This window comes from Microbacterium sp. NPDC090281 (genome assembly GCF_044769635.1).
GTDB lineage: Bacteria > Actinomycetota > Actinomycetes > Actinomycetales > Microbacteriaceae > Microbacterium.
This window is the reverse complement of sequence record NZ_JBIVYH010000001.1, coordinates 904,239-917,598: the sequence shown is the minus strand read 5'-3', so window position 1 is coordinate 917,598 and position 13,360 is coordinate 904,239. Positions and strand designations below refer to the sequence as shown.

The window sequence follows — 13,360 nt, the reverse complement described above, 5'->3', positions numbered from 1 at the left end:
ATGATCATCGCGCACGACCTGGGCACGACCGGCAACAAGGCGTCGCTCCACCACGACGACGGCCGGATCGTCGCCTCGGTCACCGTGCCGTACCCCGCGCACTTCGCCGCCGGCGGGGTCGCCGAGCAGAACCCCGCTGACTGGTGGGACGCGGTCGTCACGGCGACCCGCGACCTGATCGCCCGCACCGACACAGCCCCGGCCGATGTCGCAGGGCTCGTGGTGAGCGGACAGATGATGGGCGCCGTGCTGCTCGATGCCGACGGCGAACCCGCGCGCCCGGCGATCATCTGGGCCGACACGAGGGCCGGCGCGCAGCAGCGCGAGCTCGAGGCCGCGATCGGAGCCGAGCGCGCCTACGGCATCCTCGGCCACCGCCTCAACCCGACATATTCGGTCGAGAAGATCATGTGGGTGCGCGACAACGAGCCCGACACCTGGGCGCGCGTGCGTCGGGTGTGCGTCGCGAAGGACTTCATCGTGCTGCGCCTCACCGGACGCCTCGCGACCGACCGCTCGGATGCCTCGGGCACCAATGCCTACGACCAGGCGACCGGTACCTGGTCGGACGAGGTGCTGCAGGCTGCACGACTCGACCCCGCACTGTTCCCCGAGATCCTGGAATCCACGCAGATCGCCGGCACACTGACGGATGCCGCAGCCATGGCCCTCGGCCTGCCCGCGAGCGTCAGCGTGGTGATGGGCGGCGGCGACGGTCCGATGGCCGCCGTCGGCTCGGGTGTCGTCGCGCCGGAGGACGGCCCCTACGTGTGCCTCGGCACCTCGTCGTGGATCTCGTTCGCCGCCGACGCCCCGCTGCACGACCCCGCGATGCGCACCTTCACGTTCGACAACGTCGTGCCCGGTTCGTTCGTGCCCACCGCCACCATGCAGGCCGGCGGTGCCTCGGTGCAGTGGATCGCCGAGGCCCTCTCCCTCGACCCCGCGCATCCCGAGACCGCGCGGCTGACGGCCGAGGCATCCGCCGACGTCGACACCGACGACCTCTACTTCCTCCCCTACCTCCTCGGCGAGCGCTCCCCCATGTGGGATCCGGATGCCCGTGGCGCGTTCGTCGGCCTCGCCCGCCACCACGGCAGGGCGCACCTCGTGCGGGCCGTGCTCGAGGGCACCGCGTTCAACCTGCTCAGCTGCATCCAGGCGTTCCGCGAAGCCGGCGCCTCGATCGACCGCATCGACGCGGTCGGCGGCGGAGCCCAGAGCGACGTCTACCTCTCGGTGCTCGCCGACGTGTGGGGTGTGCCCGTGCGTCGACGGACGATCGTCGAAGAGGCGAACAGCCTCGGCGCCGCGGTCACCGCCGCGGTCGGGCTCGGGCTCACCGACTTCTCGGCCGCCCGCGCCCTGAGTGAGGTCACCGCCGAGTTCACCCCGGATGCCGCGCGTCACGCCGTCTACGCCGAGCGGCACGCCCGCTTCGCCGACGCGTACACGGCCCTCGCGCCGTGGTTCGCCGGACGGCCGCGCTGATGGGCGTCATCCTCGTCACCAGCCGCTCGTTCTCGGACGGCGACCTCGACCTGGTCGAGCGTGCGGCGCAGGCCGGGCATCGCATCCTGCGCGGACCGGCACACCACGACCTCGACGAGCTGCGGTCGCTGCTGCACGGTGCCGACGCCTGGATCGCCGGCACCGGTGCGGTCACGGATGCACATTTCGCCGCGGCTCCGAAGCTCAAGGTCGTCGCCCGGTATGGCGTCGGCACCGAGTCGGTCGACCTGGCGGCGGCGCGCGATCGCGGCATCCCGGTGACCAACACCCCCGGCGCCAACGCCGACGCGGTGGCCGACCATGCGGTCGGGCTCATGCTCGCCGCGCTCCGCTTCGTGCCCGACGGGGACCGCCGCGTGCGAGCCGGCGACTGGGGCGTGCGTCGCGGTCGGGAGCTCGGTGCCGCAACGATCGGCATCGTCGGCTTCGGGCGGATCGGCCAGGGGGTCGCCGCACGGCTGAGCGGCTTCGGTCCGCGCGTGCTCGCGGCCGACCCGTTCCTGCCCGACGAGGTCGTACGCGCTCGCGGCGCGGAGCCCGTCTCGCTCGACGACCTGTTCCGTCATGCCGACGTCATCACGCTGCACGCCCCCGGTGGCCAGCGACTGGTCGACGCCGAGCGCCTCGCGGGCATGCGACCGGGCACTGTGCTGGTCAACACCGCCCGCGGCGACCTGATCGACGAGGCCGCCGTGGCACAGGCGCTGCACGACGGCATCCTCGCCGGCTATGCGGCAGACACCCTCGACGGCGACACGGCCGCGCACGACAGCCCGCTGCTCGCACCCGAGCTCGCCGACCGCGTGATCGTCACCCCGCACCTGGGCGCGCAGACCACGCAGGCCGTCGACAACATGGGCTCCCTCTCGCTCGCCGACGTGATCGCGATCCTGGCAGGCGTCGAGCCCGCCCACCCTGTTGCCGTCCCCGTCCCCGCCGCTGTTGCCGTCCCCGTCCCTGTCCCCGAGGAGACCCGATGACCACCACCGCCGACGTCGTCGTCACCGCCCCCGCTCCTGCGTCCGCCGACTACATGGGCTTCGTCGGGGTGACCACCGCGTCGTCGTCGATCATGAAGGTCTTCCCGCTCTGGGCCGACATCCTCGGGCTCCCGACCCGCACCCTGGTCGGCCACGACCTGCCGATGGATGCCGATCCCGCGCAGTACCGCGCGATGGTCGAGCAGATTCGCGACGACCCGCACCACCGCGGGGCCCTCGTGACCACGCACAAGATGAACGTGTACGCCGCGGCCTCCGACCTGTTCGACGAGCTCGACCCGTTCGCGGTGTCGTGCTCCGAGATCTCCAGCATCTCCAAGCGCGGCCGCGTCCTGTCGGGGCGCGCGAAGGACCCGATCACGGTCGACCTCGCGCTGAACGACTTCCTTCCCGCCGATCACTTCGCCCGCACGGGGGCTGCGGTCGTGATCCTCGGCGCCGGAGGCTCGGGCACCGCCCTGAGCTGGGCACTGGCCGAACGCGAAGACGCCCCGGCGAAGATCACGGTCACCGCCCGCACGCAGGACAAGCTCGACCACCTGCGCGAGGTTCATCGCCAGCACGGCACGCGCGAGGGGCTGATCGAGTACGTCGTGACCGCCTCCCCCGCAGAGGCCGATGCCCTCGTGGCCGCCGCCCCCGTGGGTTCCGTGATCACCAACGCGACCGGGCTCGGCAAGGACCGCCCCGGCTCGCCGCTGACCGACGCGGTGGTGTTCCCCGAGGGCGCGTACGCGTGGGAGTTCAACTACCGCGGCTCGCTCGAGTTCCTCCACCAGGCCGAAGCGCAGGCATCCGCACGCGGGCTGCACGTGGTCGACGGCTGGCGCTACTTCATCCACGGCTGGTCGCAGGTCGTGGCCGACGTGTTCGAGCTCGACCTCACCCCCGAGGTCGTCGAGCGACTCGCCGAGGCCGCGGAGTCGGTGCGCTGATGCCCGCCCTCGTCCGCACGGTGCTCGGTGACATCGACCCGGCGCTGCTCGGGCGGGTCGATTATCACGAGCACCTGTTCCAGGTGTCGCCGTTGCTGCCGGGCGATGAGCTCGACGACGAGAAGGCCTCGGGCGAAGAGGCGGCCCTGCTGCAGGCGAGCGGGTTCGAGGCGATGGTGGATGCCACCCCGTTCGGCCTCGCGCGCGACCCCGCAGCCCTGGCCCGCATCAGCGCGACAACCGGGATGCACATCGTCGCGACGACCGGCCGACACCGTGAGGCTCACTACGGTGTGGATCACCCGATGCAGGTGTGGACCGCCGATCGTCTGGCTGCCCTCTTCATCGCCGACATCACGCGCGGCATGCCCGCCGACGACGGGGAGATCTTCGAGACGCCGGATGTGTCTCTCGCCGCAGCGCCCGATCGCAGCCCCGTGCGGGCAGGTCTCCTCAAGGGCGGCGCCGACTACTGGCGCATCAGTCCGTTCGAGCGCACCACCCTGATCGCCGTGGCCGAGGCGCACCGTGCGACAGGCACTCCGGTCATGGTGCATCTGGAGTTCGGCACGGCTGCCCACGAGGTGCTCGACCTGCTCGGTGCCGAGGGTGTGCCCGCCGACCGGGTCGTGCTCGCACACGCCGACCGCGACCCCGATGCCGGGCTGCACGTGTCGCTCGCCGAACGCGGAGCCCACCTCGGCTACGACGGCTTCGCTCGTCCGCGCACCCGCTCCGACGCCGAGCTGCTCGCCCTGACGGTCGCGGTGGTGGAGCGCGGCGCCGGTGACCAGATCGTGCTCGGCGGCGACGTGGCCCGGCGCACGCGATACATCGCGTACGGCGGCTTGCCCGGACTCGCCTACCTCGGCGACCGCTACCTCCCCCGCCTGCGCGCGGCTGTCGGCGACGAGGCCGTGCACCGGATGCTCGTGACCACCCCGGCCCGCCTGCTGACCCTCACGCCCTGATCTTCAGACCCTGCGCACGAGCATGACCATGAGCATCCGCCTCCACTCCCGACACCCCCGAGGAGACACCGTGTCCGAGCCGACCATCCTGCACGCCACCTTCACCGCCCAGCCTGGAACGGGCGACCGTGTGGCGGCCCTGTTGCGCGACTTCGCCGAGGTCGTGCGCGCCGAGGAGGGCAACGTCGTCTTCGATGCGACCCGGCTCGTCGACGACCCCGACCGCTTCTTCGTCTACGAGGTCTATCGCGACGATGCGGCCTTCCAGGCGCACATCGATGCCCCCGCAGGCATCCCCTTCAACGCGGCGCTGCAGGAGCTCATCGTCGAACCGTCATCGCAGCTCACCTTCCTCCGCCGCCTCTGACCGGCGACCTGCACTACGTTGCACGGTGGTCCCGCGAGCGGGCATCGCCAGTCCGACTCGTTCACCTGTCGGGAGCGTGCACGCATGTCGGACGAATCGCCGGCGTCCACCCCCGCATCCGGAATTCCTCCCGACATCCGGCACACGCCCCCGGGACACGAAGAAGCCCCCCACCCGAAGGTGAGGGGCTTCTTCATGAAAGCGGTGTCACTCGTAGAGGACTGCCGCGATCTTCGGGTCGTCGATGTTGGTCTTGTCGTACCAGTACGAACCGGTGTCGTAGAACTTCTCGACCGACTCACCGTTCGCGGCGTCGTACGCGGCCTGCACGACCTGTGCGCCGATGCCGATCGGGTCCTGCGTGATGGCGCCGGCCATGGTGCCGTCCTTGATGGCGTTGATCTGCGCTGCGCCGGAGTCGAATCCGACGATCGTGATCTTGCCCTTCTCGAGGCCCAGCTCGTTCACGGCGTTCACGACGCCGATGGCCGAGCCTTCGTTGGTGCCGTAGATGCCCTTGAGGTCGGGGTGAGCGGCGATCAGGGTCTTGGCGATGTCAGCCGACTTGAGGTGGTCGCCGTCACCGTACTGGATGTCGACGATCTCGATGTCGGGGTAGTCCGCCTTGATCTTGTCGACGAAGCCGTCGCGACGCTCGACACCGGTCGAGTTGATCTGCGAGTGGCCGACGATCGCGACCTGGCCCTCGCCGCCGATCAGCTCGGCCATGTGCTCGGCCGCGAGTGCACCGGCGACCTTGCTGTCGGTGGCCGACAGGCTGAGCCCGACGTCACCGTTGCAGGGAGCGTCGAAGTAGACGACGGGGATGTCCTTCGCCTTGGCCTGCTCGAGCGGGGCGACGCACGCCTCGGGGTCGAGGGCGGCGTAGGCGATGGCATCCGGGTTCTTGTCGATCGCGGCGGTCAGCATCTCGAGCTGAGCGGCGATCTCGGTCTCGGCCGCGGGACCTTCGAACGTGATCTTGACGCCGAGCTCTTCGGCCTTGTCCTCTGCGCCCTTCTTGACGGCCTGCCAGAACTGGTGCTGGAAGCCCTTCGAGACGAGCGCGATGTACATCTCGCCGTCGCTGCTTCCGCCGCTGCTCGAGCCTTCGTCGATCACGTCGCCGCCACCGCCGGCACAGCCGGCGAACACCAGTGCGGATGCGGCCACGAGGGCCGCGAATGCGGTCTTCTTCCCGAATTTCATGAAAACTCCATTGTTTGGGTACGAATCGGTTTGTTCTGTGTGGATGCCGGACGAGCCGGCGCTGTGTGCATTCCAGGTGCCTGTGCGGATCGCTCCGCGGGATTCGGCCGGGGCCGGAGGACGACGACGGGCACGGGTTTCGCCGCCGTCCAGATCTCAGGTGCGCTGTCGGTTGCGGAGCGAGTCGAGGAAGACCGCGAGCAGCACGACGATGCCGACGACGATGTTCTGCCACTCGGACTGGATCGACATGATGCGCAGGCCGTTCACGAGCACGCTCATGATCAGCGCGCCGATGACGGTGCCGAGGATGGATCCGCGTCCGCCCAGCAGCGAGGTGCCACCGATGATGACGGCGGCGATCGCCTGCAGCTCGTATCCGGTGCCGATCTGCGGCTGCGCCGAGTCGAGACGGGAGGCGATCACGATGCCCGCGATACCGGTGAAGGCGCCGGCGAACATGTAGATGAGGATCGTCCAACGACGGGTGTTGACGCCCGAGAGGCGTGTGGCCTCTTCGTTCGAGCCGATCGCGAACGTGTACCGTCCGAGCAGGGTCTTCGACAGCACCAGCCAGGCGATGATCGCGACAACGGCGGTGATGAGCACGGCGTTGGGGATGCCGGGGATGATCACGCCGAGGGCGATCTTCTTGAAGTCGGGCGCCGAGGTGGAGAAGTAGATCGGCGAGACGTTGGAGATGACCAGCGCGAGGCCACCGGCGATCATCATCATCGCGAGGGTGGCGATGAACGGGGGCAGGCGGAGGAACGTGATGTTGACGCCGTTCACGAGCCCCATCAGCACACCGGTCAACACACCGCCGATCACGCCGACCCAGACCGGGAGTCCCATATTCGTCACGAACACACCCGTCATCACGGCACACAGCGCCATGCCGGTGCCGATCGACAGGTCGATGCCGCCGGTGATGATGACGAAGGTCGTGCCGAGGGCGAGGATGCCGATGACGGCGGTCGACAGCAGCACCGTGGCGATGTTGCTGAAGGTGAAGAAGTTCGGGCTGGCGATCGAGAAGAAGATGACGAGCACGATGAGTGTGCCGAACGCCAGCGACTGCTGGAGCTGGCGCTTCAGGAACGCGCCGACGTCTCTCTTATCGGTGTTCTCGTTCACCGCGGTCTGGATGATCGTCGTCGTCGACGATCCGGGCTGCTGTGGAGCGCTCATCAGTCTTCCTCCCCGTGGGCTGCGAGTTGCATGATCTTCTCCTGGCTTGCTTCCTCGTTGCGGAGCGTCCCGGTGATGCGGCCGTTGGCGAAGACCGCGATGCGGTTCGCCACACGGAGGATCTCCGGGAGCTCGGATGAGATGACGATGATGGATTTGCCTGCGTCAGCGAGCTGCTGCATCAGGCGGTAGATCTCTTCCTTCGCGCCGACGTCGATCCCTCTGGTCGGTTCGTCGAAGATGAGGATGTCGCAGTCGCGCATCAGCCACCGGGCGATGACGACCTTCTGCTGGTTCCCTCCGGAGAGGAGCTTGACGACCTGGTTGACCGATGGCGTCTTCACGCGCAGCTGCTGCACGTATTCCTTGGTGCGGTTCTTCGCCTTGCTGTCGCCCATCCAGCCGATCCCGTTGGCGTAGGAGCCGAGAGAGGCGAGCACGGTGTTGAACGTCACATCCTGCTCGAGCATGAGGCCGAGGAGCTTGCGGTCTTCCGAGAGGTAACCGAGACCGTGGTGCACGGCATCCGCCGGCTGGGAGATGCGCACCTGGCGTCCGCCGATGGCGATCGTGCCGCCGTCGCGGTGGTCCGCACCGATCACCGCACGCGCGGTCTCGGTGCGCCCTGCACCCATGAGCCCGGCGAAACCGAGGATCTCACCCTTGTGCAGCTGGAACGAGACGTCTTTCAGGAGGTTCTTCGTCGACAGCCCCTCCACCTCGAGCACCACGGGGTCGTTCGCGTGCTCGCGGGCCTTCGGCCGGGTTCCCTCGTCGATCGCGCGCCCGACCATCATCTCGATGATCGTCGGGATGGTGATGTCGGCTTTGTCGAGTGATCCGATGTATGTGCCGTCTCGTAGAACGGTCACGCGGTCGGCCAGACGGCGCAGCTCGTCCATGCGGTGCGAGATGTAGACGATCCCGGTGCCCCGCGTCTTGAGCTGCTCGATCAGGACGAACAGCGTCTCGACCTCGGTGTCGGTGAGCGCGGAGGTCGGCTCGTCCATGATGAGGACCTTGGCGTTGAACGACAGGGCCTTGGCGATCTCGACCATCTGCTGCTCGGCCACCGTGAGCTCGCCGACGAGCTGTCGCGGGTTCAGGTTGATGTCGAGGCGCTTGAGCAGCTCGGCGGTCTGCGCGTTCAACTTGCGCTCCGACAGGAACGGGCCCGTGGTGGGTTCGCGCCCCACGTAGATGTTCTGCGCGACTGTGAGATCGGGCATCAGGTTGAGCTCCTGATGGATGATCGTGATTCCGAGCTCCTGTGCCTGGAGGGGCCCGGTGAGTTCGACCTCGCGGCCCTCGAACGTGATCGTGCCCTCGTCCTTGGTGTAGATCCCGGAGAGGATCTTCATCAGCGTGGACTTGCCGGCGCCGTTCTCGCCCACGAGCACGAGCACCTCGCCGGCGTGCACCTCGAGGTGCACGTCTTTCAGCGCCTGCACGCCGGGGAATCCTTTGCTGATCCCCTCGACCCGGAGGATGGGTCCACTCATGCGCTCACCTGCTTCCTTGAAGGTTCTGCTTCGATGTCGACGGATCATTCCGTCGCAAACATCGGATCAATTCTGCGTCCTACGCTACGGGAAGCGCAAGTTGTATCTAAATGTATCTAAGGTCGACGGGAATGGGAAGACCTGTAATGACATCTTGATCTTCCACCCCCGATCCGCCCCCGATCCGCCCCGGATCCGCCCCGGATCCGCCCCGGATCCGCCCCGGATCGGTCTCAGTGGAACCGGATCGACTCGACCGCCACGAGCTTGTCGCGGATGTACGCGTTGGCGTGGGCGCCGAGCTCGACGTTGTCGTTCCAGAGGTTCCGCCAGATGCCGAGCATCCGACTGAGGTCAGGAGCGACCACCGCAGACGAGAACGACTCGAACACGATCGGTCCGTCGTAGCCGATGCGCGCGAGGGCCTTGAAGAACGTGTCGAAGTCGACGGTGCCGGTACCGAGGTAGCCACGGTGACTCTCGCCGATGTGCACGTAGCGCAGCGCGGGGGCGGCGTCGAGGACGGGCGCGAACATATCCGACTCCTCGATGTTCATGTGGTACGTGTCGATGTGGATCCCGAGGTTCGGCCGATCGACCTCGGCGACATATGCCAGGGCCTGACGCGCGGTGTTCAGCACGTTCGTCTCGTAGCGGTTCACGACCTCGAGCGAGACCGACACTCCGCGCTCGGCCGCATGGTCGGCGACGCGGGCGATCGCGGCCTTGCTGCTCGCGAGCCCCTCGGCGGTCACGGGCTCCATGTACTTCTTCATGGCGCTGTAGATCACCCCGCAGAAGTGCTGTCCGCCGAGGTCTGCGAGCACGTCGACGGCCTTGATCAGGAGTGCTTCACCCGCCGCGACGATCGCGGGGTCGGAGCTGGTCACATCCGTCGCCTCCGAGAGTCCGAGCGATGCGCTGACGGCGAGGTCGTACTCCTCCAGCGCGTCTTTCGCGACGGCGACGTCGAACGAGAACGGATCCATCAGCGGGAACTCGATGAGGTCGAAACCCGCTTCCTTCGTCTTCTGCACCGCCAGACGGATGCCGTCGGCATCGAAGTTCCCCGTCCAGACGAGCCCGTGGCAGCCGATGTTCATGAGACCTCTCACAGCGGGTGTGCGGCACCGTCGCCGTTCAGACTTGGCACGTTGCAAGTCCGGTGTGCGAGTCACGCTACGTCGAGCGGGCAAGCCCTGTCAAGAACTTTCTTGGCACGTTGCAACTCGTCCGATATCCTGAGGCCGCCGACGCGGTCCGGAACCCCGATCGACGCGGCGACGATGAAGGAGCACCATGCCAGCGAGCGTCAAAGACGTCGCCGCCCTCGCCGGGGTCTCCTCTTCCACCGTGTCGAACTACCTCAACCACCCGCATGTGCTCGGAGCTGCGAGCCGCGAACGGGTGCGGGCGGCGATCGAGCAGCTCGGCTTCGTGCCCAACGAGTCGGCACGGCAGCTGCGCGCAGGGTCGAGCAAGGCCCTCGCACTCATCCTTCTCGACGCGTGGCTGCCCTACTTCCACGAGCTCTCGCGCGGGGTCGAAGATGTGGCACGCGAGGGCGGTTGGTCGCTCTTCTTCAGCAACAGCAACCGTGACGACGCGCAGGAGCGGCGCAACCTCGACATGTTCGAGGCGCACCGGGTGCAGGGCATCGTCATCTACCCGCTCGGCGATGTGGTCCCGCGTCTGGAAGCGCTCGCCGACCGCGGCATCCGCTCGGTCGTCGTGGGCCCGATCCGCGCTTCGTCGAAGGTCGCCTCCGTCCTCTTCGACGATCGCGGCGGCGGGCGACTCGCCGGAGAGCATCTCGTGGAACTCGGCCGGCGGCGCATCCTGTTCCTCGGCAGCCCGGCGGTGAGTCAGTCGAACGACCGCCTGGCCGGGCTCCGGGAAGCAGTGGCAGGCACCGACGCGACCGTGTCGGTCATCGACGTCCCGCACCTGGCGACCGAAGACGGCCTGCATGCCGGCGCGCAGATCATCGCGATGCCGGCGTCCGAGCGCCCTGACGCGGTGTTCGCCGCGAACGATCTGGTCGCACTCGGGGTGCTCACGCAGCTGCTGCGCCACGGCGTCCGGGTGCCGGAGGAGATAGCACTCGTGGGCTTCGACGACGTCGCCCACGCGCACCAGGGAGTCGTGCCGCTCACGAGCGTGCGGCAGCCCGGCTACGAGATCGGCCGAGCCGCAGGCGCCGCCCTCCTGCAGCAGCTCGCCGACCCGACGGCTCCACCACCCGCGACGACGCCGTTCCCCGCCGAGCTCATCGTGCGGGAATCGACCGTCGGTCGCTGAGCGGAGGAACCACCGGTTCAGGTCGCGGGGATGAGCCCTTCCGCGGCGAGGTTCTCCCACAGCGCCGTCGGGATCTCGAGCGCGGCGTACTCCGCGTTCTGCTGCAACTGCGCCGGACGACTGCCACCCACCACGACCGAGCGCACGACGTCGGACTGCAGCGGGAACCGGATCGCCGCAGCGGGCAGCGGCACACCGTGGTCGGCGCACACGGCGGCGATGCGGAGGAGTCGGTCCCAGAGCTCGTCCGGAAGCTGCCCGTACTCATAGCGCCCGTCGCGACGCGGCTCGCTCGACGCGAGCAGCCCGGAGTTGAACACCGAAGCGGCGACGATCCCGGTCCCGGTCTCGCGGCACGCGGGGAGCACGTCGACCGCGGCGGGCTGTTCGAGCAGCGTGTAGCGGCCGGCCACCATGATCAGGTCGAGGTCGGCCGAGCGCACGGCAGCGGCGAGAGCATCCGACACCATCGAGCCGATGCCGATCGCGGTCACCTCGCCGTCGGCGCGCAGCTGCTCCATGGCCGGAAGGGCTTCGGCGAGCGCGAGGTCGAGGTCGTGCCGCTCGGGGTCGTGCAGGTAGAGCAGGTCGATGTGCTCGATGCCAAGGCGTTCGCGGGACTCCTCGACGCTGGTGCGGATGCCCTCCGCCGAGAAGTCCCACACGCGCTGCAGGTCGTCCGGCACGTGGAAGTCGTTCGCGGTGTCGAGGCCGCCGGTGCGCTCGGGGTTCGGCCGCAGCAGGCGCCCGGCCTTGGTCGAGAGCACGTAGTCGCCCCGCGGCTTGGTCTGCAGGAAGGCCCCGAGCCGACGCTCCGAGAGCCCGAGGCCGTAGTGCGGCGCGGTGTCGTAGAAGCGGATGCCGCTCTCCCACGCCGCATCCAGCACGGCCCAGGCCTCGTCGTCGGACAGCGGGCGGAACAGGTTGCCGACGTTCGCGGCACCGTAGCCCAGCGTGGGAACCGCCAGGCGGTCAGGCACTCCGCTCAGATCAGGCGCCGACATGCGCACCCGTCCAGGTGTAGGTCGCGATGCTGTCGGCCTTCATCTCCATGCCGCTTCCCGGCGCGGTCGGCGCCATGTAAGAGCCGCCCTGGATGTCGGTGGGCACGACGAAGTGCTCGTGCAGGTGGTCGACGAACTCGATCATGCGGCCCTCGCGGGTACCGGTGACCGCGACGAAGTCGAACATCGACAGGTGCTGCACGGCCTCGCACAGGCCGACGCCGCCCGCGTGCGGGCACACCGGCACGTCGAACTTGGCGGCGAGCAGCAGGTTCGCGATGTTCTCGTTCACTCCGGCGACGCGCACGGCATCGATCTGCATGACCGAGATCGCCTCGGCCTGCAGCAGCTGCTTGAAGATGACGCGGTTCTGGGCGTGCTCGCCGGTCGCGACACGGATGGGGGCGACACCACGGGCGATCTCGGCGTGGCCGAGCACGTCGTCGGGGCTGGTGGGCTCCTCGATCCAGGCGGGGTGGAACTCGGCGAGCGCGTTCACCCACTCGATCGCCTCCGACACCTCCCAGCGCTGGTTGGCGTCGATCGCGATCGGGAAGTCGGGGCCGCACACCTCGCGGGCCTTGCGGAAGCGTCGGATGTCGTCGTCGAGGTCGGCGCCGACCTTGAGCTTGATCTGCGTGAAGCCGTCGGCCATGGCCTCGCGGGCCAGGCGCTCGAGCTTCTCGTCGGAGTAGCCGAGCCAGCCGGGGCTCGTCGTGTAACCCGGGTATCCGGTCGCGAGCAGCTGCTGCTCCCGCTCCGCGCGACCGGGTTCGGCCGCCCGCAGGATCTCGAGGGCATCCTCGCGGGTGAGCGCGTTGGTGAGGTAGCGGAAGTCGACGAGGTCGACGAGTTCCGCAGGCGTCATCCGGGCCAGCAGCTGCCAGAGCGGGAGCCCCGCGCGCTTGGCCTTGATGTCCCACAGCGCGTTGATGACCGCGCCGATGGCCATGTGCATGACGCCCTTCTCAGGCCCCAGCCACCGCAGCTGCGAGTCGCCGATGATGTCGCGGAACGTGCCGCCCATGTCGTCGAGCAGCGGCTCGATCTCGCGCCCGACCAGGTGACCGGCGAGCGCGTCGATCGCCGCGACCTGCACGTCGTTGCCGCGGCCGATCGTGAAGACGAAGGCGTGGCCCTCGATGTCGTCAGTGGCATCCGTGCGCACGATGACGTACGCGGCCGAGTAGTCGGGGTCGGGGTTCATCGCATCCGAACCGTCCAGGCTCAGGGACGTGGGGAAGCGGATGTCGGTGGTGTCGAGGGCGACGATACGGCTCACGGGATTCCTCTCCATGCACGGGTGATTTCTCCGTGCGGATCTCTTGGAGTGTAAACATCCGATGTCTATACTGTCAACGAGACCG

At 68.4% G+C, this 13,360-nt stretch carries 12 protein-coding genes; 6 read left to right on the top strand and 6 right to left on the bottom strand.

Translation table 11 applies throughout. From position 1 onward, the window contains the following. The 5 genes from xylB (at nt 1) to ACIQTX_RS04365 (ending at nt 4,786) form a co-directional block, all read left to right on the top strand. The gene (xylB, locus tag ACIQTX_RS04385; RefSeq protein WP_402969368.1) at nt 1-1,491 is read left to right on the top strand and encodes a xylulokinase; all 1,491 of its coding nucleotides are present in this window, start codon (nt 1-3) and stop codon (nt 1,489-1,491) included. Further along, a complete protein-coding gene (locus tag ACIQTX_RS04380; protein ID WP_402969365.1) occupies nt 1,467-2,492 on the top strand; it encodes a phosphoglycerate dehydrogenase in 1,026 nt (341 codons plus the stop codon). The genes xylB and ACIQTX_RS04380 overlap by 25 nt, the downstream gene beginning before the upstream one ends. After that, nucleotides 2,489-3,448, top strand: coding sequence for a shikimate dehydrogenase family protein (locus ACIQTX_RS04375; RefSeq protein WP_402969362.1), 960 nt, complete (start codon nt 2,489-2,491; stop codon nt 3,446-3,448). Before ACIQTX_RS04380 ends, ACIQTX_RS04375 begins: the two co-directional genes overlap by 4 nt. Beyond that, the gene (locus ACIQTX_RS04370) at nt 3,448-4,419 is read left to right on the top strand and encodes a phosphotriesterase (RefSeq protein ID WP_402969359.1); all 972 of its coding nucleotides are present in this window, start codon (nt 3,448-3,450) and stop codon (nt 4,417-4,419) included. Before ACIQTX_RS04375 ends, ACIQTX_RS04370 begins: the two co-directional genes overlap by 1 nt. Nucleotides 4,420-4,489: 70 nt before the next feature. Further along, nucleotides 4,490-4,786 (top strand): putative quinol monooxygenase, encoded by a 297-nt coding sequence (locus ACIQTX_RS04365; RefSeq protein ID WP_402969356.1) that lies wholly within the window; start codon nt 4,490-4,492, stop codon nt 4,784-4,786. 207 nt (nt 4,787-4,993) lie between these two features. Here the strand turns inward: ACIQTX_RS04365 and ACIQTX_RS04360 are convergent, their stop codons facing one another. From ACIQTX_RS04360 to ACIQTX_RS04345, 4 genes are all read right to left on the bottom strand, one after another. Then, the gene (locus tag ACIQTX_RS04360) at nt 4,994-5,995 is read right to left on the bottom strand and encodes an ABC transporter substrate-binding protein (RefSeq protein WP_105528654.1); all 1,002 of its coding nucleotides are present in this window, start codon (nt 5,993-5,995) and stop codon (nt 4,994-4,996) included. A gap of 156 nt (nt 5,996-6,151) precedes the next feature. Continuing rightward, entirely contained in the window at nt 6,152-7,186 is a 1,035-nt protein-coding gene (locus tag ACIQTX_RS04355) for an ABC transporter permease (RefSeq protein ID WP_028500777.1), read from the bottom strand. Beyond that, nucleotides 7,186-8,688, bottom strand: a complete 1,503-nt coding sequence (locus tag ACIQTX_RS04350) for a sugar ABC transporter ATP-binding protein (RefSeq protein ID WP_402969351.1) — start codon at nt 8,686-8,688, stop codon at nt 7,186-7,188. The genes ACIQTX_RS04355 and ACIQTX_RS04350 overlap by 1 nt, the downstream gene beginning before the upstream one ends. A 233-nt stretch (nt 8,689-8,921) precedes the next feature. Next, the gene (locus ACIQTX_RS04345; RefSeq protein WP_402969348.1) at nt 8,922-9,791 is read right to left on the bottom strand and encodes a sugar phosphate isomerase/epimerase family protein; all 870 of its coding nucleotides are present in this window, start codon (nt 9,789-9,791) and stop codon (nt 8,922-8,924) included. Between the two features lie 196 nt (nt 9,792-9,987). Here ACIQTX_RS04345 and ACIQTX_RS04340 point away from each other — a divergent pair, with 196 nt between their 5' ends. Then, nucleotides 9,988-10,989: a LacI family DNA-binding transcriptional regulator gene (locus ACIQTX_RS04340; protein WP_402969345.1), complete on the top strand. Its 1,002-nt coding sequence runs from the start codon at nt 9,988-9,990 to the stop codon at nt 10,987-10,989. Between the two features lie 17 nt (nt 10,990-11,006). Here ACIQTX_RS04340 and ACIQTX_RS04335 read toward each other — a convergent pair whose 3' ends face one another. Further along, nucleotides 11,007-11,993, bottom strand: coding sequence for an aldo/keto reductase (locus ACIQTX_RS04335; protein WP_402969342.1), 987 nt, complete (start codon nt 11,991-11,993; stop codon nt 11,007-11,009). Beyond that, entirely contained in the window at nt 11,980-13,275 is a 1,296-nt protein-coding gene (locus ACIQTX_RS04330) for an L-fuconate dehydratase (RefSeq protein ID WP_105528650.1), read from the bottom strand. The genes ACIQTX_RS04335 and ACIQTX_RS04330 overlap by 14 nt, the downstream gene beginning before the upstream one ends. Nucleotides 13,276-13,360 lie beyond the last annotated feature (85 nt).

What these genes read in the sequence shown, in the direction of transcription:
- xylB (WP_402969368.1), top strand. Translation starts at nt 1, where the DNA reads ATGATCATCGCGCACGACCTGGGCACGACCGGCAACAAGGCGTCGCTC.
- ACIQTX_RS04375 (WP_402969362.1), top strand. Translation starts at nt 2,489, where the DNA reads ATGACCACCACCGCCGACGTCGTCGTCACCGCCCCCGCTCCTGCGTCC.
- ACIQTX_RS04370 (WP_402969359.1), top strand. Translation starts at nt 3,448, where the DNA reads ATGCCCGCCCTCGTCCGCACGGTGCTCGGTGACATCGACCCGGCGCTG.
- ACIQTX_RS04360 (WP_105528654.1), bottom strand. Translation starts at nt 5,995, where the DNA reads ATGAAATTCGGGAAGAAGACCGCATTCGCGGCCCTCGTGGCCGCATCC.
- ACIQTX_RS04355 (WP_028500777.1), bottom strand. Translation starts at nt 7,186, where the DNA reads ATGAGCGCTCCACAGCAGCCCGGATCGTCGACGACGACGATCATCCAG.
- ACIQTX_RS04350 (WP_402969351.1), bottom strand. Translation starts at nt 8,688, where the DNA reads ATGAGTGGACCCATCCTCCGGGTCGAGGGGATCAGCAAAGGATTCCCC.
- ACIQTX_RS04345 (WP_402969348.1), bottom strand. Translation starts at nt 9,791, where the DNA reads ATGAACATCGGCTGCCACGGGCTCGTCTGGACGGGGAACTTCGATGCC.
- ACIQTX_RS04340 (WP_402969345.1), top strand. Translation starts at nt 9,988, where the DNA reads ATGCCAGCGAGCGTCAAAGACGTCGCCGCCCTCGCCGGGGTCTCCTCT.
- ACIQTX_RS04335 (WP_402969342.1), bottom strand. Translation starts at nt 11,993, where the DNA reads ATGTCGGCGCCTGATCTGAGCGGAGTGCCTGACCGCCTGGCGGTTCCC.